Origin of the sequence: Streptomyces sp. NPDC048479, from assembly GCF_040651435.1 — a bacterium.
Classification (GTDB): Bacteria; Actinomycetota; Actinomycetes; order Streptomycetales; family Streptomycetaceae; genus Streptomyces.
Map to the genome: position 1 here is coordinate 172,860 of NZ_JBEZKA010000009.1, position 20,258 is coordinate 193,117.

19 protein-coding genes and 1 tRNA gene are annotated in these 20,258 nt (G+C 70.0%); 7 read left to right on the forward strand and 13 right to left on the reverse strand.

Annotated features, from left to right (window positions below):
* Positions 1 to 215 precede the first annotated feature (215 nt).
* Complete coding sequence (locus AB0D12_RS16820) at positions 216 to 1,517, forward strand: cyclopropane-fatty-acyl-phospholipid synthase family protein (RefSeq protein ID WP_362682533.1); 1,302 nt, start codon at positions 216 to 218, stop codon at positions 1,515 to 1,517.
* A gap of 97 nt (positions 1,518 to 1,614) precedes the next feature.
* Here the strand turns inward: AB0D12_RS16820 and AB0D12_RS16825 are convergent, their stop codons facing one another.
* Positions 1,615 to 4,161, reverse strand: a complete 2,547-nt coding sequence (locus AB0D12_RS16825; protein WP_362682535.1) for an ABC transporter permease — start codon at positions 4,159 to 4,161, stop codon at positions 1,615 to 1,617.
* Between the two features lie 51 nt (positions 4,162 to 4,212).
* On the reverse strand, positions 4,213 to 4,983 hold the full coding sequence (locus AB0D12_RS16830) for an ABC transporter ATP-binding protein (protein WP_362682537.1): 771 nt from the start codon (positions 4,981 to 4,983) through the stop codon (positions 4,213 to 4,215).
* Between the two features lie 351 nt (positions 4,984 to 5,334).
* On the opposite strand from AB0D12_RS16830, the gene AB0D12_RS16835 reads away from it, so the two are divergent.
* Positions 5,335 to 5,417 (forward strand) — tRNA-Leu (locus AB0D12_RS16835).
* A gap of 167 nt (positions 5,418 to 5,584) precedes the next feature.
* On the forward strand, positions 5,585 to 6,475 hold the full coding sequence (locus AB0D12_RS16840) for a Bax inhibitor-1/YccA family protein (RefSeq protein WP_362682539.1): 891 nt from the start codon (positions 5,585 to 5,587) through the stop codon (positions 6,473 to 6,475).
* Positions 6,476 to 6,555: 80 nt separating this feature from the next.
* On the opposite strand, the gene AB0D12_RS16845 is transcribed toward AB0D12_RS16840, so the two are convergent.
* Complete coding sequence (locus AB0D12_RS16845; RefSeq protein ID WP_327324042.1) at positions 6,556 to 6,786, reverse strand: DUF4287 domain-containing protein; 231 nt, start codon at positions 6,784 to 6,786, stop codon at positions 6,556 to 6,558.
* A gap of 99 nt (positions 6,787 to 6,885) precedes the next feature.
* On the opposite strand from AB0D12_RS16845, the gene AB0D12_RS16850 reads away from it, so the two are divergent.
* On the forward strand, positions 6,886 to 7,212 hold the full coding sequence (locus AB0D12_RS16850; RefSeq protein ID WP_362682541.1) for a hypothetical protein: 327 nt from the start codon (positions 6,886 to 6,888) through the stop codon (positions 7,210 to 7,212).
* Between the two features lie 50 nt (positions 7,213 to 7,262).
* On the opposite strand, the gene AB0D12_RS16855 is transcribed toward AB0D12_RS16850, so the two are convergent.
* The 3 genes from AB0D12_RS16855 to AB0D12_RS16865 all read right to left on the reverse strand — a co-directional run bounded on the left by AB0D12_RS16855 (position 7,263) and on the right by AB0D12_RS16865 (position 10,708).
* On the reverse strand, positions 7,263 to 8,078 hold the full coding sequence (locus AB0D12_RS16855; RefSeq protein ID WP_362682760.1) for a hypothetical protein: 816 nt from the start codon (positions 8,076 to 8,078) through the stop codon (positions 7,263 to 7,265).
* A gap of 233 nt (positions 8,079 to 8,311) precedes the next feature.
* On the reverse strand, positions 8,312 to 9,532 hold the full coding sequence (locus AB0D12_RS16860; protein ID WP_362682543.1) for an acetyl-CoA C-acetyltransferase: 1,221 nt from the start codon (positions 9,530 to 9,532) through the stop codon (positions 8,312 to 8,314).
* Between the two features lie 111 nt (positions 9,533 to 9,643).
* Positions 9,644 to 10,708: an SGNH/GDSL hydrolase family protein gene (locus tag AB0D12_RS16865; protein WP_362682545.1), complete on the reverse strand. Its 1,065-nt coding sequence runs from the start codon at positions 10,706 to 10,708 to the stop codon at positions 9,644 to 9,646.
* Between the two features lie 163 nt (positions 10,709 to 10,871).
* Between AB0D12_RS16865 and AB0D12_RS16870 the strand changes: the two genes are divergently transcribed.
* The gene (locus tag AB0D12_RS16870; RefSeq protein WP_362682547.1) at positions 10,872 to 12,260 is read left to right on the forward strand and encodes a cystathionine beta-synthase; all 1,389 of its coding nucleotides are present in this window, start codon (positions 10,872 to 10,874) and stop codon (positions 12,258 to 12,260) included.
* Between the two features lie 372 nt (positions 12,261 to 12,632).
* Here the strand turns inward: AB0D12_RS16870 and AB0D12_RS16875 are convergent, their stop codons facing one another.
* From AB0D12_RS16875 to AB0D12_RS16895, 5 genes are all read right to left on the reverse strand, one after another.
* Positions 12,633 to 13,052: a hypothetical protein gene (locus AB0D12_RS16875; RefSeq protein ID WP_362682550.1), complete on the reverse strand. Its 420-nt coding sequence runs from the start codon at positions 13,050 to 13,052 to the stop codon at positions 12,633 to 12,635.
* A gap of 145 nt (positions 13,053 to 13,197) precedes the next feature.
* Positions 13,198 to 14,133, reverse strand: a complete 936-nt coding sequence (locus AB0D12_RS16880) for an ABC transporter substrate-binding protein (protein WP_362682553.1) — start codon at positions 14,131 to 14,133, stop codon at positions 13,198 to 13,200.
* A gap of 11 nt (positions 14,134 to 14,144) precedes the next feature.
* Positions 14,145 to 14,810: an ABC transporter permease gene (locus AB0D12_RS16885; protein WP_362682556.1), complete on the reverse strand. Its 666-nt coding sequence runs from the start codon at positions 14,808 to 14,810 to the stop codon at positions 14,145 to 14,147.
* Between the two features lie 4 nt (positions 14,811 to 14,814).
* On the reverse strand, positions 14,815 to 15,459 hold the full coding sequence (locus AB0D12_RS16890; RefSeq protein ID WP_362682559.1) for an ABC transporter permease: 645 nt from the start codon (positions 15,457 to 15,459) through the stop codon (positions 14,815 to 14,817).
* A complete protein-coding gene (locus AB0D12_RS16895; RefSeq protein WP_362682562.1) occupies positions 15,456 to 16,790 on the reverse strand; it encodes an ABC transporter ATP-binding protein in 1,335 nt (444 codons plus the stop codon). The genes AB0D12_RS16890 and AB0D12_RS16895 overlap by 4 nt, the downstream gene beginning before the upstream one ends.
* Positions 16,791 to 16,931: 141 nt before the next feature.
* Here AB0D12_RS16895 and AB0D12_RS16900 point away from each other — a divergent pair, with 141 nt between their 5' ends.
* Together AB0D12_RS16900 and AB0D12_RS16905 are read left to right on the forward strand one after the other, a co-directional pair.
* Positions 16,932 to 18,446 carry an aromatic amino acid ammonia-lyase gene (locus AB0D12_RS16900; protein WP_362682565.1) on the forward strand — a complete coding sequence of 505 codons (1,515 nt, stop codon included), beginning with the start codon at positions 16,932 to 16,934 and terminating at the stop codon, positions 18,444 to 18,446.
* Positions 18,443 to 19,279 (forward strand): MurR/RpiR family transcriptional regulator, encoded by an 837-nt coding sequence (locus AB0D12_RS16905; protein WP_362682568.1) that lies wholly within the window; start codon positions 18,443 to 18,445, stop codon positions 19,277 to 19,279. The genes AB0D12_RS16900 and AB0D12_RS16905 overlap by 4 nt, the downstream gene beginning before the upstream one ends.
* A gap of 85 nt (positions 19,280 to 19,364) precedes the next feature.
* Here the strand turns inward: AB0D12_RS16905 and AB0D12_RS16910 are convergent, their stop codons facing one another.
* The gene (locus AB0D12_RS16910; protein ID WP_362682571.1) at positions 19,365 to 19,739 is read right to left on the reverse strand and encodes a hypothetical protein; all 375 of its coding nucleotides are present in this window, start codon (positions 19,737 to 19,739) and stop codon (positions 19,365 to 19,367) included.
* A 57-nt stretch (positions 19,740 to 19,796) separates the two neighbouring features.
* Positions 19,797 to 20,225, reverse strand: a complete 429-nt coding sequence (locus AB0D12_RS16915) for a roadblock/LC7 domain-containing protein (protein WP_362682574.1) — start codon at positions 20,223 to 20,225, stop codon at positions 19,797 to 19,799.
* Positions 20,226 to 20,258: the final 33 nt, after the last annotated feature.

The following is a 20,258-nucleotide window of genomic DNA, read 5'->3' on the forward strand; positions in this document are numbered from 1 at the left end:
CCGTGCGCGGGACATTTCTTCCGTCAACGGCGCAGCCGCACGCGCCCGTTCCCGTCGCCCGGACGGGTACGTGTGACATGCAGGTATTTTGCTCGGGCATTGCGTGATGTCGGGAAGCACGCAGGGTGGTCGGATTGTTCCCTGGAGTGCACCGCGCAGCCCAGCGCGCGTGGTGCGCAGCATTTCTGGGATCCACCGTCACGGAGGTGTGCGCCATGGCCGACGCCGCACTGCGGCTGACCACTCTTGCCGAGGAGTTGCTCGGAGACCCGCTCCCGGTCCGTATCCGGGCCTGGGACGGCAGCGAGGCCGGGCCGCCGGGCGGTCCCGTTCTCGTCATTCGGCACCGGCGCGCGCTGCGCCGACTGTTGTGGCGGCCCGGGGAGCTCGGGCTGGTCCGGGCCTGGGTGGCCGGGGAGATCGATGTCGACGGCGATCTGTACACCGCGCTCGGCCTGCTCGCCGGGCTCCTCTGGGAGCGCGGCGACGAGTCCACGGACAGCGTCCACCCCCTCCGCGATCCGCGCATGCGCGCCGCCGCCCGCGGGCTGCTGAAGATCGGCGGGATGCTGCCACCGCCCGCCCCGCCCCCCGAGGAAGTCCGGCGGCGCTTGGGGTCGCTGCACACCAAGCTCCGCGACAAGCGGGCCATCAGCCACCACTACGACGTAGGCAACGACTTCTACGCGCTGGTGCTCGGGCCGTCGATGGTCTACTCGTGCGCGTACTGGGAGGACGAGGACAGCAGTCTCGAAGACGCCCAGCGCGACAAGCTCGACCTCATCTGCCGCAAGCTCGACCTGAAGGAGGGGAACCGGCTGCTCGACGTCGGCTGCGGCTGGGGCGCCATGGCCATCCATGCCGCCCGCGAGTACGGCGTCCAGGTCATCGGCGTCACTCTCTCCCGTGAGCAGGCCGCCTTCGCCCGCAAGCGCATCGCCGAAGAGGGCCTCACCGACCGGATCGAGATCCGCGTTCAGGACTACCGGGACGTCAGGGACGGTCCGTACGACGCCATTTCCTCCATCGGCATGGCCGAACACGTCGGCGAGCTCCGCTACCACGAGTACGCCGAACAGCTCTTCTCGCTCCTCAGGCCCGGCGGCCGGCTGCTCAACCACCAGATCGCCCGCCGCCCCGAGAAGGACGAATCCGCCTACCAGGTGGACGAGTTCATCGACCGGTACGTCTTCCCGGACGGTGAGCTCGCCCCGCTCGGCCGTACCGTCGGCACGCTCGAGGAAGCCGGCTTCGAGGTCCGTGACGTCGAGTCGATCCGCGAGCACTACGCACTCACACTGCGCCAGTGGGTCGCCAACCTGGAGGCGAACTGGCGCAAGGCGGTGCGGCTCAGCACTCCTGGCCGCGCCCGTGTCTGGCGGCTCTACATGGCTGCCTGCGCGCTCTCCTTCGAGCGCAACAGGATCGGGGTCAACCAGATCCTGGCCGTGAAGTCGCCGGAGAGCGGGACATCCGGGCTGCCGCTGCGTACGCGCGAATGGAATCGGGCCGGGTGAGTCGGCCTGGGGCCGACTGACGTTCCGGGCGATCCGGGCGCAAGCGCAAGGGCCCCGCGACCTGCACAGGTCGCGGGGCCCTTGCGGCGTACAGGACCTACTCGGTCTTGATCGCCGTCAGCATGTTCAGCTTCGCGGCACTGCGCGCCGGCCACAGCGCGGCCAGTACCCCGACCACACCGGCGAGCAGCAGGAAGATCCCGATCCGGTCCCACGGCATGACCAGCGCGTACCCGGGGATCTGCTTCCTGATCGTCTCGCCGATCGCCCAGGCCAGGAAGGACCCGAGCCCGACACCGATCACCGCGCCGAAGACCGAGATCACCACCGCCTCCAGGCGGATCATGCGCTTGACCTTGCGGCGGTCCAGGCCGATCGCCCGCAGCATGCCGATCTCCTGCTGTCGCTCGAAGACGGACATCGCGAGGGTGTTGATGACGCCGAGGACCGCAATGATCAGGGCCATCGCCAGCAGTCCGTACATGATGTTCAGCAGGGTGTTGATCATGCCGCCGAACTTGTTCCGGATGTCCTGCTGGTCCATGACGCTCATCGCCGGGCTGTTACCCAGCGCGTCCACCAAAGCCTGCTCGTTGGCCTTGGTCGGGCCGCCGTCCATCTTCACCCAGACCTCGGGGATGTACGGCTTCGCCTCGTACGGAGCGACGATGTCCGTGGACACCAGCACAGGCGAGAGGAACTCGTTGTCGGTGTAGACCGCGCCGACCGTCAGGTTCTTCGTCTCGGCCTTGCCGCCGTCCTGGTCGTCGCCGAACTTCACCGACAGCGAGTCACCGGGCTTCCAGCCGTTGGACTTGGCGGTCTTCTCGGCGACCGCGATCTGGCCCTTGCCGAGGGTGGCCAGGGAGCCGGAGACCGTCTTGAGGTCGAAGACCTTCTCCACGTCCCCTGGAGTGACCGCGGAGACCGAGTGCCATTCGCCCTTGATCTCCAGCGAGGTGGCCTGCTGCGGGGAGACCGCGCTGACACCCTTCGCCTTCTCCAGCGCGGTCAGCGCCGACTTGTCCAGCGCACCGCCGCCGGCCATCGTCACCATGTAGTCGGCCCTGATGTTGTCCGTGGTCATCTTGTCCACGGCACGGCCCATCGTGACGCCGAGTACCGAGAGGCCGGTGACCAGAGTCAGACCGATGGCCAGCGCCGAGGCGGTGGCTCCGGTACGGCGCGGATTACGGACCGCGTTCTGGCCGGCCAGCTTGCCGGACACTCCGAACACACGGTGCAGCAGCGGACGCGCCAGCGCGATCACGGGACGGGACAGCAGCGGAATCAGCACGATGATGCCGATCATCGTCAGGAACGCGCCGCCCGCGATGAGCATCCGGCCGTCCTTGCCGACCGCCGCGCCGCCGAGGATTCCGGCCGCGCCGAGCAGCGTGATCACGCCGCCGATGGAGTTCCGTACGACCAGCGACTTGGTGGTCGCCACCGCGTGCACGCTGCTCATCGCCGCCACCGGCGGGATCTTCGCGGCCCGGCGGGCGGGCAGCCACGCGGCGAGCACGGTGACCAGCACACCGACCGCGAGGGCGGAAGCGATCGCGGTGGGCGAGATGATCAGCGGACCCGCCGGCACCTTCGCACCGAAGGAGGTCATCGCGGAACGCAGCCCGGTCGCCAGCCCGATACCGAGGACAAAGCCGATCACGGAGGCGAGTGCGCCGACGACCAGCGCCTCGAGCATCACCGAGCGCTTGACCTGGCGGCGCGAGGCGCCGACGGCGCGCATCAGCGCCAGCTCCCTGGTGCGCTGGGCGACCAGCATGGTGAAGGTGTTGGCGATCAGGAAGACGCCGACGAAGAGCGCGATGGCCGCGAAGGCGAGCAGCATCGTGTTGAGGTTGCTGAGGCCCTCCTCGATCATCCTGGCCTGGTCGTCGGCGAGCTGCTTGCCGGTCTGCGCCCCGGCGTGCTTGGGCAGCAGCGGCTTGACCGTGTCCAGGATCTTCTGGTCGGAGGCTCCGGCCGCGGCGGTGACGGTGACGTCCTTGAAGTAGCCGGGCTGCAGATACAGCTTCTGCGCGACCGGGGTGTCGAAGAGAACCAGGCTGCCGCCGGCGTTGACCGCGCCGTCCTCGGTGGTGAAGACACCCGAGAGGGTGTACTCCTTCACCGGGCCGTTGGTCGCGACCCGCACGGTGTCCCCGACCTCGTACCTGCCCTTGGTCGCGGAGTCCTGGTCGAGGGCGACCTGACTGTCCTTCACCGGGCCCGAGCCGTCGGTGAAGGTGTACTGGGCGTCCTTGCCGTCCTTGCCGGGGGCGAAGTTCGCACCGGTGTTGGACCAGCCGTTGCCGATCAGCTTGCCGTCCTGGTCGGCGACGCCGGCGAAGCCGGAGACCCGCCCGGTGGCGCCGGCGACCCCGTCAAGTCCCCGGATCTTCTCCAGGGTCTTGGTGTCTATCCCGGCGTTCTTCTTGCTGTCGCTCCCGTCGGTGTACGTGGTGACGGCGACCGCGACGTTGTCGTAGCTCTTGGCCGACTGCTTGCGGTAGGCGTTGCCGAGGGTGTCGGTGAAGACCAGGGTGCCGGAGACGAAGGCCACGCCGAGCATTACGGCGAGTACGGTCATCAGCAGTCTGGCCTTGTGCGCGAGCACATTGCGCAGGGCGGTACGGAACATGTCTGAGTCAGTCCTGGTGTGAGAGCCGGAGGTCTACGGGTCAGCGGTCGTTCAGCTGGTCCGGCCCCTGGCGTCGAACTCCTTCATCCGGTCGAGGACGCCGTCCGCGGTGGGGTGCAGCATCTCGTCGACGATCTGGCCGTCGGCCAGGAAGATCACCCGGTCGGCGTAGGAGGCGGCCACCGGGTCGTGCGTGACCATGACGACGGTCTGCCCCATCTCGCGTACGGAGTTGCGCAGGAAGCCCAGCACCTCCGCGCCGGAGCGCGAGTCCAGGTTTCCGGTCGGCTCGTCACCGAAGATGATCTCCGGCTGGGAGGCCAGGGCGCGGGCGACGGCGACGCGTTGCTGCTGGCCGCCCGAGAGCTCGGTGGGGCGGTGGCTGAGCCGGTCCTGCAGGCCCACCATGTCGATGACTCGCTGCAGCCACTGCTTGTCCGGCTTGCGGCCCGCAATGTCCATCGGGAGGGTGATGTTCTCAAGACCGGTCAGCGTCGGCAGCAGGTTGAACGCCTGGAAGATGAAGCCGATCTTGTCCCGGCGCAGCTGGGTCAGCTGCTTGTCCTTGAGCGACCCGAGCTCGGTCTCACCGATCCGTACGGACCCGGAGCTGAAGCTGTCCAGGCCGGCCACGCAGTGCATCAGCGTGGACTTGCCGGAGCCCGAGGGGCCCATGATCGCGGTGAACTCCGCCTGCCGGAAGTCCACGGTGACCCGGTCCAGCGCGACCACCTGGGTCTCGCCCTGTCCGTACACCTTGGACAGTTCCGTGGCGCGGGCGGCCACTGCGGTGGCGCGGTGAGCGATGGGGGTGGTGGTCACGAGGAAGGCTCCTGTCGAGGTGGCTGAGGGGACCACCCCATCCTGTCCGCCGCCCGGCCGCGGATCGTCCGTCCGGATGCCCGTTCCCGGGGGCCACTTGGGTCGGACCGCACGGCCCGTTCCTCCTCCTTTGGTATGACGGCGTCCCTGAGACGCGAGGAGGCGACTTTCCGTCATTCCCGTGATGGCGCGAGGGCGTCCGGGGGCCGTGCGGTGCGGGTACGAATGCCCCCTTACCTGCACTGACGCACCCTCAGAAGCCAATAAAATAAGACAACATCGGGCCACAGGGCCCGCAGACCGGTAGATCCACCCGGATAGGCTCAGGGGCCGAAGCGGACCGCACGCCTTGCCCGGATGGTGGAATGCAGACACGGCGAGCTTAAACCTCGCTGCCCCTCGGGGGCGTGCCGGTTCAAGTCCGGCTCCGGGCACTTCATCGCCCGTTCCACCTGCAGCTGACCGCCCCGCCGGGGCAGCCGTCCTGGATGCGGGTCCGGTCACGATCCTGGAAAGATCCTCCCCGAGCACTAGAGTGTTGCTTTTGCCTTCGCATTACTCTTGTCGTCAAGGCCGCGCAGGGTGGCCATGGAGGAGTGAAATGAGGAGCAGTAACCCGGTCTTCTCGCGACGGGGGTTCAGCCGCGACAACGGCTACGCGGGGTTCAACGCGCAGCAGCCGCAGGCCGGGGGCCCCGCCGTAGGAACCAACCCCTACGCTCAGGGCGCGGGCAACCCGTACGCGACCAACCCTTACGCACCGGCGGACGCGCAGTACGGCGCCGGCCCGCAGGCTCCCGCCCGCGCCAATGTGATGACCATCGACGACGTCGTGGCGCGTACCGCCATGACGCTCGGCACGGTCGTCCTCACCGCGGTGCTCGCCTGGGTCATGCTGCCGGTCGACGAAGCCAATATCGGCAAGTCGTACGGCATCGCGATCGGCGCGGCTCTGGTGGCCATGGTCCTTTCGCTCATCCAGGCGTTCAAGCGCAAGCCGGTGCCGGCGCTCATCCTGGCGTACGCGGCCTTCGAGGGTGTCTTCCTCGGAGTGATCTCCAGCGCTGTCAGCACCTACATCGGCCCGGGCACGGTGGTGCAGGCCGTTATGGGCACCATGTGTGTCTTCGTCGGTGTGCTCATCGCGTACAGGACCCGGCTGATCCGGGTCAACCGCCGCTTCTACGGCTTCGTGATGGCAGCTGCCATGGGCTTCATGCTTCTCATGGCCGTGAACCTGCTGTTCGCCCTGTTCGGCGGCGGTGACGGCCTCGGCTTCCGCAGCGGTGGCCTCGGCATCCTCTTCGGTGTCATCGGCATCATCCTCGGCGCGTGCTTCCTGGCCCTCGACTTCAAGCAGGTCGAGGACGGGGTCACGTACGGCGCTCCGCGCGAGGAGTCCTGGCTGGCGGCCTTCGGCCTCACCATGACCCTGGTGTGGATCTACCTGGAGATGCTGCGACTGCTGTCGATCCTCCAGGGCGACGACTGACGCAGCCGGCTGTAGTCGTGCGAAGGGCCCGCAGGCAACCGCCTGTGGGCCCTTCGGCGGTTTCGGCACACCTGGAGCGGCTAGAGCAGTTTGCGCGCTGCCCGCCTCAGGTCGTACTCATGGATGATCGCTTTGGCGTGTCCGTAGGCGAGGTCGTGCTCGCTCCGGAGCCAGCTGACCTTCTCCTCGAAGCGGAAGAGGGACGGGCCTTCGTCGACGGTGCGGAGCCAGTCGGAGATTTCACGACCGGTGCAATGGGGGATTCGCGAGAGCAGATTTCGATGGGTCTCTTCGGAGAAGACTTGGGACATCGGCGCCTCCGGACGCGTTGCGCGTGTGCTCCTTCCCGCCACCGTGCCTGAGCGCTCGCGTATTGGCAACAGGCCGGGGGCGGCGCGTAGGGTCGCGGCGTGTTTGATACCACTGAGCTGACGGCCGCCGTGGACCGCTTCGCCGACCGGTTGCGGGCCGCGCCGCAGAGCCGGCTGCAGTGTGGTGCGGCCGCCGAAGGGCTGGCGACGGCCAGGGAATTGGCGCTGCGGGCCCAGCGGATCGAGGCGCCGGACAGGGCGCCGCGGATCATGCCCGACGCGGGTCCGTTCGCAGTTGCGGATCAACTGATGGTGGCCGGGCGGGATTTGGCCGAGGCATTGCGAGCGGCCCCGTCCGGTTCCCTGGAGGAGATCGACGAGGCCGTGAGTCTGGTGCGGGCGGCGATGGGCCGGGCGGGGCTGTAGCCCGGGGCCTGGCGTGCGGGGGGCCGGGCTGTCGCCCGTGGGGCGGGCTACTAGAGCGACGCGATCACGCGGTCGGCGAGGATGTACACGCTCTCCTCGCCGCACGCGAAGGTCAGGGCGTACGCGCCGGAGACACCGGAGCCGCCCAGCAGCACCGGGCTGTCGCCCGCGCGCAGCGCCTCGGCGAGCCGCTCCGCCGTCTCCCGGTGGCCGGGGGTCAGACAGAGCGTCGTGCCGTCGGCGAAGGCATAGACATCGAGTGTGCCGAGCGGGCCGGGGCGTACGTCCATGAGCTCCGTACGCGTCTCCGCGAGCTCCTCGAGGCGGGCCACGGTGCGCTCGTGGTCGGTGACCACCGGGGTCTGGACCGGCACGAAGTCGGGGTGCGAGGGGTGGCGGCGGCGGGCAGCGGCCAGCTCGGGGGAGTCCTCGGCGAACTCCGTCACCTCGGGCAGGTCCGCCATGTCGTCGAACGCCTCGACCGCGTCGAAGTCCATCGCCTCCAGACCCACGAAATCGGACTGGCGCGGTAGGTAGAACGGGAGCTCCTCGCCGGGGGCGGCCAGGCCACCGAGCAGCGAGGGGGCGTCCGCCGCGTCGCGGGTCTCCTGCGCGGCCCAGAAGGCGCGCGCCTCGGCCAGCTCGCGCTCCCGCTCCTCGGCGAGCGCCTCCGCGACGGCGGCGCGTATCTCGGCGGCGGGGGTGGCGCGGGCCTGCGGTACGACCGCGAGGCGGCCGGTGCCGTGCGTCCTGGCCAGCTCGGTGCGCAGGGCGGTGACCTGCTTGCGCAGACGGTAGGCGGCGTGCAGGGCAGCGGCGCCCACGGCCGTGGCGGTGGCCGCGGTCAGCAGCAGGGCAAGAGGCATGGCGCTCACTGACGTACTCCCTGTTTCATCGATCCCCCCGACTTCCTACATCAGCTTGCGGTGAACCCGCTCGTCCTGTCAGTGCATTACGTCACGAATTGGACAGAACTTTGGCCCCGGTGTTTAGCGGGAAAACCACTCTGACCTGGGGAAATGACTCTCCCCCAGGGCATAGGTCACATCCTGGGGGAGATTCAGTCACGACTTGAGCTCCGAAGGGCCCGAGAAGTGCGTCAGCTCAGGCGCTCGATGACCATCGCCATGCCCTGGCCGCCGCCCACGCACATGGTCTCCAGACCGAACTGCTTGTCGTGGAACTGCAGGCTGTTGATGAGCGTGCCGGTGATCCGCGCGCCCGTCATGCCGAAGGGGTGGCCGACGGCGATGGCGCCACCGTTGACGTTGACCTTGTCCACGTCCAGGCCGAGGTCCCGGTAGGACGGGATGACCTGGGCCGCGAAGGCTTCGTTGATCTCGGCCAGGTCGATGTCGCCGATGGTCAGGCCGGCGCGCTTGAGCGCCTGCTTGGAGGCCTCGACCGGGCCGTAGCCCATGATCTCGGGGGAGAGGCCGGAAACGCCGGTGGAGACGATCCGGGCCAGCGGGGTCAGGCCGAGCTCGCGCGCCTTGGTGTCGCTCATGATCACGAGCGCGGCGGCGCCGTCGTTGAGCGGGCAGCAGTTGGCGGCGGTGACGAAGCCGTCGGGGCGGAAGACCGGCTTCAGGCCCTGCACGCCCTCCAGGGTGACGCCCGCACGCGGGCCGTCGTCCTTGGAGACGACCGTGCCGTCCGGCGTCGTGACCGGGGTGATCTCGCGCTCCCAGAAGCCGTTCTTGAGGGCTTCCTCGGCGAGGTTCTGGGACCGTACGCCGAACTCGTCCATGTCCTGGCGGGTGACGCCCTTGAGGCGCGCCAGGTTCTCGGCGGTCTGGCCCATGGCGATGTACGCGTCCGGGACCAGGCCGTCCTCGCGCGGGTCGTGCCAGTCGGCGGCGCCGTTCTCGGCGACGGCGGCGGTGCGGGCCTGGGCCTCGGCGAAGAGCGGGTTGAACGTGTCCGGCAGGGTGTCGGAGTTGCCCTTCACGAAGCGGGACACCATCTCGACACCGGCCGAGATGAAGACATCACCCTCGCCGGCCTTGATGGCGTGCAGCGCCATGCGGGAGGTCTGGAGCGAGGAGGAACAGTAGCGGGTGACGGTGCAGCCGGGGAGGTGGTCCATCCCCATCCGCACGGCGATGATCCGGCCGAGGTTGTGGCCCTGCTCACCGCCGGGCAGGCCGCAGCCGAGCATCAGGTCGTCGATGTCCTTGGGGTCGAGCTCGGGGACCTTGGCGAGCGCGGTCTGGATGATCGTGGCGGTCAGATCGTCGGCGCGCAGATCCTTCAGGGAGCCCTTGAAGGCCCGGCCGATGGGGGAGCGGGCAGCAGAGACGATCACGGCTTCGGGCATCACGGCTCCAGGAGGGCGAGAGTACGCAGGACTGACTGGGAAGTTACCCGCACGTATCGCGTAGGTCACCGTACGAGCCGTGTGATGCGGGCCTCTTTTCTAAGCGTCCGCTCAGTCCGGACGTTCCTGTGCCCGGTTGCGACCGGTTGCGCCCGTTGTGCCACCGGGCGTTCCCGTGCCTGTGCACGTCTGCTGTGCTTCCGAAGCTGCCGGCTCCGTCGTCGGCGAAGGTGCCGGAAGGCGCCGGCGCCTGCGGTGCTTGAGCAGTGCCCAGGGCGCCCTCGCGGCCGTGACCTCCGTGCCCGCCTCCGCCGCCGCGGTCGCCGCCGCCCTGGCCACGGGCAGCACGCCTTCGTTGCGGTCCGCCTCCGGGTGGTCCGACTCCGGCCACAGCCCCAGCACCGCGCAGAGCGTCGGCAGCATCGCCATCGCCGCCGTCGCGTACCCCTCCGCCGACGGGTGGTAGTTGTCCGCGCCGAACATCTCGCGCGGATTCGCCGCGAACTCCGGGCCCAGCAGATCGCCCAGCGAGACCGTACGGCCGCCCTGCTCCACCACCACGATCGTCTGGGCCGCGGCCAGCTGCCGCGAGACCCGGCGGGCCAGCCAGCGCAGCGGCTGGTACACCGGCTCGATCGTGCCCAGATCAGGGCACGTGCCGACCACCACCTCCGCGCCCGCCGTACGCAGCCTGCGCACCGCGGAGGACAGATACCGGACGGACTGCGTGGGTGGCATCCGGTGCGTGACGTCATTCGCGCCAATCATGATCACGCAGGCGTCGGGCGTACGGGTCCGGTCCGCCAGCAGCAGCGTGACCTGGCGCTCCAGATCGTCCGACATCGCGCCCGGAAGCGCGATATTGAGCACCTCCACCGGCCGCTCCGCCACCGCCGCCAGGCCCGACGCGAGCAGCGCCCCCGGCGTCTGACCGGCCCGGCGCACGCCCTGCCCCGCCGCCGTCGAGTCGCCGAGTACCACCAGAAGCAGCGGTTCGGTGCGCCCGAAAGCCAGCCCGTACATGCCGTCCCCGCGCGGCGGGACCGGGGCCTTGCCCCCGCCCACCGAGCGCTTCGCCAGCTGTACCTCGGCCAGCACCACCCCTACGGCCGCCGCCCCGAGCAGCCCGATGCTGCCGCCGCCGTAGGCCGCACCTGCGGCGATGCGTCGTGCCACCCTCGCCCTCGACACGGGTCCGAGTCACCTCCTCGTAGCCACCTCGTGGCCGTACGTCAGCCAACGGCAGTCATCAGCTAACTGCCCCGTAGCCACCGTCGCCCAATCCCGTGCTCGTCGGCTTACGCTGGCCGCACCACTACGGAGATCCCGGAGAAACATTGTGCGCATTCACCACTCGATGATCAGTCTTGTCGGCAATACCCCGCTGGTGAAGCTGAACACCGTGACCGCGGGCATCCAGGCGACCGTCCTGGCCAAGGTCGAGTACTTCAACCCCGGCGGCTCGGTGAAGGACCGGATCGCCCTGCGCATGATCGAGGCGGCCGAGCAGAGCGGCGCGCTCCAGCCCGGCGGCACGATCGTGGAGCCGACCAGTGGAAACACCGGTGTCGGACTTGCCATCGTGGCCCAGCAGAAGGGCTACAAGTGCATCTTCGTCTGCCCGGACAAGGTGTCCACGGACAAGATCAATGTGCTCCGTGCGTACGGTGCCGAGGTCGTCGTCTGCCCTACGGCCGTCGACCCCGAGCACCCCGACTCGTACTACAACGTCTCGGACCGGCTGGTGCGGGAGACTCCGGGCGCCTGGAAGCCCGACCAGTACTCCAACCCCAACAACCCCCGTTCGCACTACGAGAGCACCGGTCCTGAGCTCTGGGACCAGACGGACGGGCGGATCACCCACTTTGTCGCGGGTGTCGGCACCGGCGGCACGATTTCCGGGACCGGTCGCTATCTCAAGGAGGTCAGCGACGGGAAGGTCAAGATCATCGGCGCGGATCCGGAGGGCTCCGTGTACTCCGGCGGCTCCGGCCGGCCGTATCTCGTCGAGGGTGTCGGCGAGGACTTCTGGCCGAGTGCGTACGACCGGACGGTGACCGACGAGATCGTCGCCGTCTCCGACAAGGACTCCTTCCAGATGACGCGCCGCCTCGCCAAGGAAGAGGGGCTGCTCGTCGGCGGCTCGTGCGGCATGGCGGTGGTCGCCGCGCTGCGCGTGGCCGAGCGGCTCGGCCCCGACGACGTCGTGGTCGTCCTGCTGCCGGACAGTGGCCGCGGCTACCTCAGCAAGATCTTCAACGACGAGTGGATGGCCGACTACGGCTTCCTGGAGGGCGAGGGCCCGTCCGCGAGCGTCAACGACGTGCTCAAGGACAAGGAGGGCGGCAGGATCCCGAGCCTGGTGCACATGCACCCGGAGGAGACCGTCGGCGAGGCGATCGAGGTACTGCGGGAGTACGGCGTCTCGCAGATGCCGATCGTGAAGCCGGGAGCGGGACACCCGGACGTGATGGCGGCGGAGGTCATCGGCTCCGTTGTCGAACGGGAGCTGCTGGACGCGCTGTTCACGCAGCGCGCCTCGCTGACCGACCCGCTGGAGAAGCACATGTCCTCGCCGCTGCCGCAGGTCGGCTCGGGCGAGCCGGTCGGCGACCTGATGAAGGTGCTCGGCGAGGCCGACGCGGCGATCGTGCTGGTCGAGGGGAAGCCGACCGGTGTGGTGAGCCGTCAGGACCTGCTGGCGTTCCTGGCGAAGGGCGGCAACTAGGGGCGGAAACACGCGCGTTTTCCGTCGCGCCCGGTCCGGGGGCAACCTCCCGGACCTCCCGGCCGCGAAAAAGGTACGAGCGCGTCACGTTCACGCAGCACCCGCTTAACACGCGTCCGGCACAGTGGTGGATGTCGGCAGGGCGACCGGGCAGGTAACCCGGCCGACACCCACAGCGGCGTCTAGGACCCTCCGGAGCGGCTCCCGGACCTCCCAAGACGCCCTGGACGCGGAGACCGGCCCTGACCCGGGACCGTGTCCCACGCGGGGACCGCCGTCGTCCCGCCCTCCGGTTCGCCGGGGGTGCGGCGGTCCCCGCCAAGACTTTTTTGCCCGCCCCGCGGTCGAGCCGGTCCGGCCCCGGGGCAGGCCCTAGTCCTCCCAGTCGGACTTCTCGCGCTGCTGCCGGCGAAACCACGGCCAGCCCCTGGCCGCGTGGACCGCGTTCACGCCGACGATGCCGAGCCAGGTCACCACCAGGCCCTCGAGGTTGGCGTTCACCACGCCGATCGCCGACAGCGGGATGGCCAGGATCATCGAGACGATGCCGAAGCCGAAGCGCTCCCCGAAATTCGACTCCGACGAGTTCGGCGGGCGGGCGCCACGGGCGACCACCATCTGCTGCTCGGCGAGCTGGCGGCGGACACGGCGGTCCACCGTGCCGTCGAGCCGCTGCTCGACCTTCTCCAGGAACGATTCGACGAGTGCGGACTCGTACTCCTCCCCCAGCTCGCGGCGGGCGTGCAGGGTGGCGTCGAGCTCTTTCTTGAGCTCAGGGTCGCGGGCTTCCATAGTCGTTCACGCTACGTGCGACCGGCCGTCGCGTCAGTGGGGTTAGCCCCACTGTTTTCCCCTGGGGGTACCTGGGGGCGGTCCTGCCCCCCACCCGGTCGGGAGTTGCTCCCGCCCCCGGGTGGGGGCAGCCGGTACAGGCGCCCTACTTCTTGGTGAGGCCGTGCTGCTTCGCCCAGTCGTTCGCCACGTCTTCCGGGTCCTTCTTGTCCTTGTCGACCAGCCGGTTGAGCTCGGTCAGCTGCTCCGTCGTCAGTACGGCGCCGAGCCGGGCCAGCGCCTTGCGGACGGTGGAGTCGGCCTTGCGGTCGGCGATCAGCGGGACGACATGCTGGCCGGGCACGAGGTTCTTCGGGTCGGCGAGCACCACCCAGCCCTCATCGGCGATGTCGGTGTCGGTGGTGAACAGGTTGGCGACATCCACGTCGCCCTTCTTCAGCGCGCCCTTGACCAGCGGCCCGGAGGAGTCCAGCGACTTGAACTCCTTGAATTCCACGCCGTATTCGTCCTTCAGGCCGACGACGCCGACGACCCGCTTCTTGACCTCGGGCGCGGCTCCGATGACGAGCTTGCCGTTCTGCTTGGCGAGGTCGGCGAGGGTTTTCAGGCCGTACTTGCCGGCGGTCTCGCGGGTGACGGCGAAGGCGTCGGAGTCCTCGGCCATGCCGTACGGGAGGATCTGCAGACCCTTGGGGAGCGCGACGGCGAGGGCGTTCTGCATCTCGCCCTCCTCGGTGGCCTTCGCCTTCGGGTCGAGGTAGTGCAGCAGCGCGCCCTGGTACTCGGGCAGCAGATCGATGTCGCCGCCCTTGAGGGCGGGGATGAGGATCTCGCGGGTGCCGAGGTTGGGGCGGACCTTGGTCGTGACGCCGGCGGCCTCGAGGGCTGCGGCGTACAGGTAGCCGAGTATCTGGTTCTCGGTGAAATTGGCGGTGCCGATGGTGATGCCGCCGGCGCTGGAGCCCCCGCCGCCCGAAGTGGTGCCCTCGCCTTCGAGGGTGGTGATGCCGCTGCTGCAGGCGGCGAGCGCGGGGACGGAGGCCGCGGCGAACAGGCCGCCGAGGAGGGTACGTCGGTTCATGGCTGGGCTCCTCAGGCTGTACGGCGGTGTCGGAACAGGGCGCGCTGGAGTGCGGCGAGGGCGAGGTCGAGTACGACGGCGACCACCGCGACGAGTACGGCTCCGCCCAGTACCTGGACGAGGTCGCGCTGGGCGAGGCCGTCGAAGACGTACCGGCCGAGGCCGCCGAAGCTGACGTACGCGGCGATGGTGGCTGTCGCCACGACCTGGATCAGCGCGAGCCGCAGCCCGGTCATGATCAGTGGCAGCGCGAGCGGGATCTCGACCTGGAGCAGGACCTGGTGGCCGCGCATGCCCTGGCCGCGGGCGGCGTCCTTCACCTCCGGGTCGACGGCGCTCATACCGGCGTAGGTGTTGGTGACGATCGACGGCACGGCCAGGGCGACCAGCGCGACGTACACCGGGGTCATGGACAGGCCACTGGCGAGGAACACCAGGACGACGAGACCGACGGTGGGCAGTGCCCGGCCGAAGGACGAGAGGTTGATGGCGAGGAACGCGCCGCGGCCGGTGTGCCCGATGAGCAGGCCGACGGGCAGTGCGATCACGGCGGCGATCAGGGTCGCGAGCAGCGAGTACTGGAGGTGCTCGGCGAGGCGGTGGGCGATGCCGTCGCTGCCGGACCACTGGGCGCCGCTGGTCAGCCAGGAGCCGAGGTCCTTGAAGAGTTCGTACATGTCGTCAGGCCCTCTGCTTCCGTGTCCAGGGGGTGAGGACGTACTGGACGGCGACCAGCAGCGCGTCGGCGACCAGCGCGAGGAGGAGGGTGAGGACGACACCGACGACCACGGGGGTGGGGAAGTCGCGCTGGAAGCCGTCGGTGAAGAGCTGGCCGAGGCCGCCGTCGCCGATGTACGTGGCCACGCTGACCAGCGAGATCGACATGACGGTGGCGATGCGCACGCCCGCCATGATCACGGGCAGCGCGAGAGGCAGCTCGACGGTGAGCAGCGTGCGCAGAGGACGGGTGCCCATCGCCTTGGCGGCCTCCTTGGTCCTGGCCGGTACGGAGTCGAGGCCCTCGACGGTGTTCCGCAGCAGGACGACGAGGGTGTAGATCGTCAGGCCGATGACGGTCGTGGTGCGGGTCAGCCCGGAGACCGGGAGGAGCAGCACGAAGACGGCGATGGAGGGGATGGTGAACAGGACGTTCGACAGCCCGAGGAGGAAGCCGCGCAGAGGGCGGACCCGGTGGGCGAGGACGGCCAGGGGGAGGGAGATGACCAGCCCGAACAGCACGGCGGACAGGGCGGCTTGGAGGTGCGAGAGGGTGAGGGTGGTGAGATCGCCCGTGTGGTCGGATATCCACGACCAGTCGATGGTCATGAGGTGCCGCCCTTGGGGGTGGCGGGTGTGGTGCCGGGCGCCGCGTCGGTGCCCGCGGTGGTCGGGGCCGAGTCCGCGTCCGCGGCGCCGGGGTGCGCGCCTGCGGTTGTTGCGTCCGTGTCTGCGGTGCCGGGGTGCGCGCCTGCGGTCGTTGCGTCCGTGTCTGCGGTGCCGGGGTGCGTGTCCGTGTCCGTTGCGCCTGCGGCCGCTGGCTCCGCGCCCGGGGCCGCCGGGTGCCTCGACGCCGCGACGTGGAACTCGCCCGCGCGGGCGTGGATGACGTCCCGTGACGTAACCCCGGTCAGAACGCCGTCCGCGTCGACCCGGGCCACCAGGCCCGCGGGGGAGGCGACGGACTCGTTGAGCGCCGAGAGCAGTGAGTCGCCGTCGCCCAGCGGTCGTACGGGGAGCAGCCGCGCGTCCTCCGCCGTGCCCCGCGCGGGTAGCGCATCCGTGTCGAGCCAGCCCTGTGGCCGGCCCTTCGCCGAGACGACGAGCAGCCAGCGGCCGTCCGCGCTCGCCGAAGCCACCGGCTCGTCGGCCCGTATCGCGGCTGCCCGCTGCTGCGGCACGTCCGCCAGTGTCGACAGCGACAACAGCTTCAACCCCCGCTCCGCGCCGAGGAAGTCCGCCACGAAGTCGTCCGCCGGGCGAGCCAGCAGCTCCGCCGGGGAGGCGCACTGGACCAGATGGCCGCCCGTACGGAACACGGCTATCCGGTCGCCGAGCCGGACCGCCTCGTCGATGTCGTGCGTGACGAAGACGATCGTCTTGCTCAACTCCTGCTGCAGTCGCAGCAGTTCGTCCTGGAGCTGGGTGCGGACGACCGGGTCGACCGCGCCGAACGGCTCGTCCATCAGCAGCACCGGCGGGTCCGCCGCCAGCGCGCGGGCCACACCGACGCGCTGCTGCTGGCCGCCGGAGAGCTGGTGCGGGTAGCGCCTGCCGGCGTCGGCCGGCAGGCCGACCGTCTCGAGCAGCTCCGCCGCGCGGGCGCGGGCCTTGCGCCGGCCCCAGCCCAGCAGCAGCGGCACCGTCGCGATGTTGTCGAGGACCGTGCGGTGCGGAAAGAGGCCGGACTGCTGGATGACGTATCCGATGGAGCGGCGCAGCTCCGCCGCGTCCTGCGTCAGGACGTCCTTGCCGCCTACGTGGATGGTGCCGGAGGTCGGATCGACCATCCGGTTGATCATGCGGAGCGTGGTGGTCTTACCGCATCCGGAGGAACCGACCAGGACGGTGATACCGCCCTGGTCCATCTCCAGGGTGAGGTCGTGGACTGCCGTGGTGCCGTTGGGGAAGCGCTTGTTCACTGCTTCGAATTTGATCATCAGTCGTCCCTTGCCCGGCCTGCATATCGTCATGCAGAGTTCTCGGTGTCTGAATAAAATGTCAATGCCCCGGGGTAAATCACTGGTTACGGATGCTCGGGAAGCAAGACAAGCCGTCCGAAAATGAGGGGTTTGCGCGTGATGTCGTCCCACATGGTGGACCCGCCCACCGGCATCGTGATCCTCGACGGACAGAGCCTCCCGGTCGCGGACATCGTCCGACTGGCCGATGGCGCGGCCCGTCCCGTACCCGGATCCGAAGCGGTCAAGCGCGTCGAGATCTCCTGGGACGCCGCGCGGGAGCTCGCCGCCTCGGGCCGGGTGTACGGGCGCTCCACCGGCGTCGGTGCCAACCGGAACGAGGATGTGCCGACCGAGGCCGCCGCCGACCACGGGCTGCGGCTGCTGCGCTCGCACGCCGGCGCGATCGGCGATCCGCTGCCGGCCCGACAGGTCCGCGCCATGCTCGCCGTACGGGCCAACCAGCTGCTCGCGGGCGGTGCCGGTCTGCGGCCCGGCGTCGTCACCGCGCTCTGCGAGGCGCTGGCGAGCGGTGCGTATCCCGTCGTCAACGAGTTCGGCTCGGTCGGCACCGGCGATATCGCGGCCCTGGCCCAGCTGGGCCTCGCGCTGGCCGGTGAGCACCCCTGGGAGGGCGGCCCGCCGCCCGAGGCGCAGGCCCTCGACAACAACGACGCCCTGGCCCTGATCAGCTCCAACGCCCTCACCCTCGGGCAGGCCGCGCTCGCCCTGGACGAGCTGCGCGCCCTCGTCTCGGCCACCGAGCTGGTCGCCGCGCTCTCGCTGCTCGCGGTCGACGGCTCCTACGAGGCGTACGCCGAACCCGTGCACGCGGCCCGCCCGCACCCCGGCACGTATGCCGTCGCCACCAGGATGCGGCGGCTGCTCGGTGCGCCCGAGCGGCCCACGCCGCCGCTCGGCCGGATCCAGGATCCGTACGGATTCCGCTGTCTGCCGCAGATCCACGGGCCCGCCCAGGACGCGGCGGACGCGCTGGAGCGGACCCTCGCCGTCGAGATCAACGCGGCCGCCGAGAACCCGCTGATCCGTGCGTCCGACATGGCGGCGTACCACCACGGCGGCTTCTACATGGCCCAACTGGCCCTGGACCTGGACCACTTCAGGCTCGCCGTAACCCAGACCGCGCGGCTGTCCACCTCCCGGCTCTCCGCCCTGAACGAGCCCGCCTTCACCCGGCTGCGGCCCTTCCTCGCGGACGCGGAGGCGGCGAGCTCCGGCGTGATGATCCTCGAGTACGCGGCCGGCGCGGCCCTCGGTGATCTGCGGGCCTTTTCCGCCCCCGCCTCGCTCGGCCACGCGGTACTGTCCCGAGGCGTCGAGGAGCAGGCCAGCTTCGCCTCGCTCGCGGCGCGCCAGACACTGCGGGCGGGCGGCGCGTACCGGCTCGTCGTCGGCTGCGAACTCGTCGCCGCGGTACGGGCGTTGCGCCAGCGCGGGCTGCGGCCCGATCCGGAGCTCCCGGTGGGCAGGGCCTTCGAGCTGGCCGAGACCGTACTGGACGACGAACTCGCCGACCGGCCGCTGACCGATGATGTGACGGGGGCGGCGGCGCTGCTCGACCGGTTCACGGATCTGATGACGGAGACGACCGACCTGATGAGGGGGATGGCATGAGCGACAGCCCTGCCGCACGGCTGCAGCAGCTCTTCGAGGGGCACCGGCTCACCCCCACCCAGCGGCGTATCGCACACAGCATGGTGCGCCGGGCCGCCGATGCGCCGTTCCTGTCCAGCGTGGAGCTCGCCGAACTGGCGGGGGTCAGCCAGCCGTCCGTCACCCGCTTCGCCGTCGCGCTGGGCTTCGACGGCTATCCGGCGCTGCGCAAGTATCTGCGGGAGGTCGCGCCCGAGGAGAGCGAGGCCGGGAAGGACACGTACAACGAGTACCAGCAGGCGGTGCAGGCCGAGATCGAGAACCTGCGCCATCTGGCCGAACTGCTCGCCGACCCGGCCCCGGTCGAGCGCGCGGGCCGGCTGCTCGCCGCGTCCCGCCCGCTCCCGGTGCTCGGTCTGCGCGCCGCGTCCTCGCAGGCCCGCGGCTTCGCGTACTTCGCGGCCAAGGTGCATCCGGACGTGCGCCTGCTCGACGAGGGCGGCACGCTGCTCGCCGACCGCATCGACGCGGCCCGCCGGGCGGGCGCGAGCGCGCTGCTCTGCTTCGCGCTGCCGCGCCACCCCAAGGAGGTCGTGGAGGCGCTGGCGTACGCGCGCTCGGCGGGCCTGAAGGTGGTGACGGTCGCGGACTCGGCGTTCGCACCGGTGGCGCGCCACAGCGACCTGCTGATCCCGGCGGCGGTCGGCACGGGCCTGGCCTTCGACACGGCGTGCGCGCCGATGCTGCTGGGCCGGGTGCTGCTGGAGGCGATGTGCGACGACCTGCCGGACGCGCAGGCGCGCCTGGAGGAGTTCGACACGAGAGCGGCGGCGCGGGGACTGTTCGTGGAGTAGCGGGGCCCCGCCGCGGACCCCGATCCTCAGGCGCCGGCGGGGCTCCATGCGGAGCCCCGCCGGCGCCCGAGGACACCGGAGGCGGTCAGACCTCCAGCTCGGCCTCGATCTTCCTCAACTGGTGCCTGGCCATGGCGAGGTTCGCGCGGTCCTTGTCGAGCGCCAGATAGAGGAAAAGACCGTTGGCCCCGCGGCCCTTCATCAGCCGGATCAGGTGGTACTGGGAGCCGAGCGTGATCAGGATGTCCTCGATCGAGTCCTTGAGCCCGAGCTGCTCCATGGTGCGCACCTTGGCGCGCACCACATCGGTGTTGCCCGCCGCGGCGACCGACAGGTCCAGGTCCTTTCCGCCGCCGACAGTGCCGAGGGCCATTCCGCTGCTGTAGTCGACGAGCGCGGCGCCGATGGCCCCCTCGATGACAGTGATGGCTTCCTTGAGGGCGCTTTCGGTAGTGGCCATGAGATGCGCACTTCCTTTCCGTCTGCTGGGTGTTCGCGATGGTGTGTCGGTCATGGGTCAGGTGTTCTCCGGTCGTTCGAGTGCGCCGTCGACCAGCTCGCCGATGCGGGCGCCGGAGCGGCGGGCCTCGAGGTGGAGCCGTCCCACGTTGATGCGTGGCTCGGCCAGGAGGGTGAGGACGGCCGAGGAACCCGCCGCGTAGGTCGCGACGTATCCCCGCTCGCCCTTGACCAGCAGCTCGCGGAAGCCCCCCTGCCCGGTGGCCTCGGTCAGCCGCAGTGCGACGCCGAGGGCGGCGGCGGTCAGTGCGGCGACGCTCTCCGCTTCCGCGGTGTCGGCCGCCAGCGCGAGGCCGTCGGTGCTGGCGGCGAGTGCGCCGGTCACCTGCGGCACACGCACGCGCAGCTTCTTCAGTTCAGCGAGCACGTCGGCCTCGGCCGTCATGAGCTGTCTCCTCTCGGCGCGCAGCCTCAGCGCGCGTCTCATGACGGTGCGCAATGGACCTGGTGGACGGAGCGG

Coding starts and splice junctions, on each gene's coding strand:
- AB0D12_RS16820 (WP_362682533.1), top strand. CDS start 216: ATGGCCGACGCCGCACTGCGGCTGACCACTCTTGCCGAGGAGTTGCTC.
- AB0D12_RS16825 (WP_362682535.1), bottom strand. CDS start 4,161: ATGTTCCGTACCGCCCTGCGCAATGTGCTCGCGCACAAGGCCAGACTG.
- AB0D12_RS16840 (WP_362682539.1), top strand. CDS start 5,585: ATGAGGAGCAGTAACCCGGTCTTCTCGCGACGGGGGTTCAGCCGCGAC.
- AB0D12_RS16845 (WP_327324042.1), bottom strand. CDS start 6,786: ATGTCCCAAGTCTTCTCCGAAGAGACCCATCGAAATCTGCTCTCGCGA.
- AB0D12_RS16855 (WP_362682760.1), bottom strand. CDS start 8,078: ATGCCTCTTGCCCTGCTGCTGACCGCGGCCACCGCCACGGCCGTGGGC.
- AB0D12_RS16860 (WP_362682543.1), bottom strand. CDS start 9,532: ATGCCCGAAGCCGTGATCGTCTCTGCTGCCCGCTCCCCCATCGGCCGG.
- AB0D12_RS16875 (WP_362682550.1), bottom strand. CDS start 13,052: ATGGAAGCCCGCGACCCTGAGCTCAAGAAAGAGCTCGACGCCACCCTG.
- AB0D12_RS16880 (WP_362682553.1), bottom strand. CDS start 14,133: ATGAACCGACGTACCCTCCTCGGCGGCCTGTTCGCCGCGGCCTCCGTC.
- AB0D12_RS16885 (WP_362682556.1), bottom strand. CDS start 14,810: ATGTACGAACTCTTCAAGGACCTCGGCTCCTGGCTGACCAGCGGCGCC.
- AB0D12_RS16890 (WP_362682559.1), bottom strand. CDS start 15,459: ATGACCATCGACTGGTCGTGGATATCCGACCACACGGGCGATCTCACC.
- AB0D12_RS16895 (WP_362682562.1), bottom strand. CDS start 16,790: ATGATCAAATTCGAAGCAGTGAACAAGCGCTTCCCCAACGGCACCACG.
- AB0D12_RS16900 (WP_362682565.1), top strand. CDS start 16,932: ATGTCGTCCCACATGGTGGACCCGCCCACCGGCATCGTGATCCTCGAC.
- AB0D12_RS16905 (WP_362682568.1), top strand. CDS start 18,443: ATGAGCGACAGCCCTGCCGCACGGCTGCAGCAGCTCTTCGAGGGGCAC.
- AB0D12_RS16910 (WP_362682571.1), bottom strand. CDS start 19,739: ATGGCCACTACCGAAAGCGCCCTCAAGGAAGCCATCACTGTCATCGAG.
- AB0D12_RS16915 (WP_362682574.1), bottom strand. CDS start 20,225: ATGAGACGCGCGCTGAGGCTGCGCGCCGAGAGGAGACAGCTCATGACG.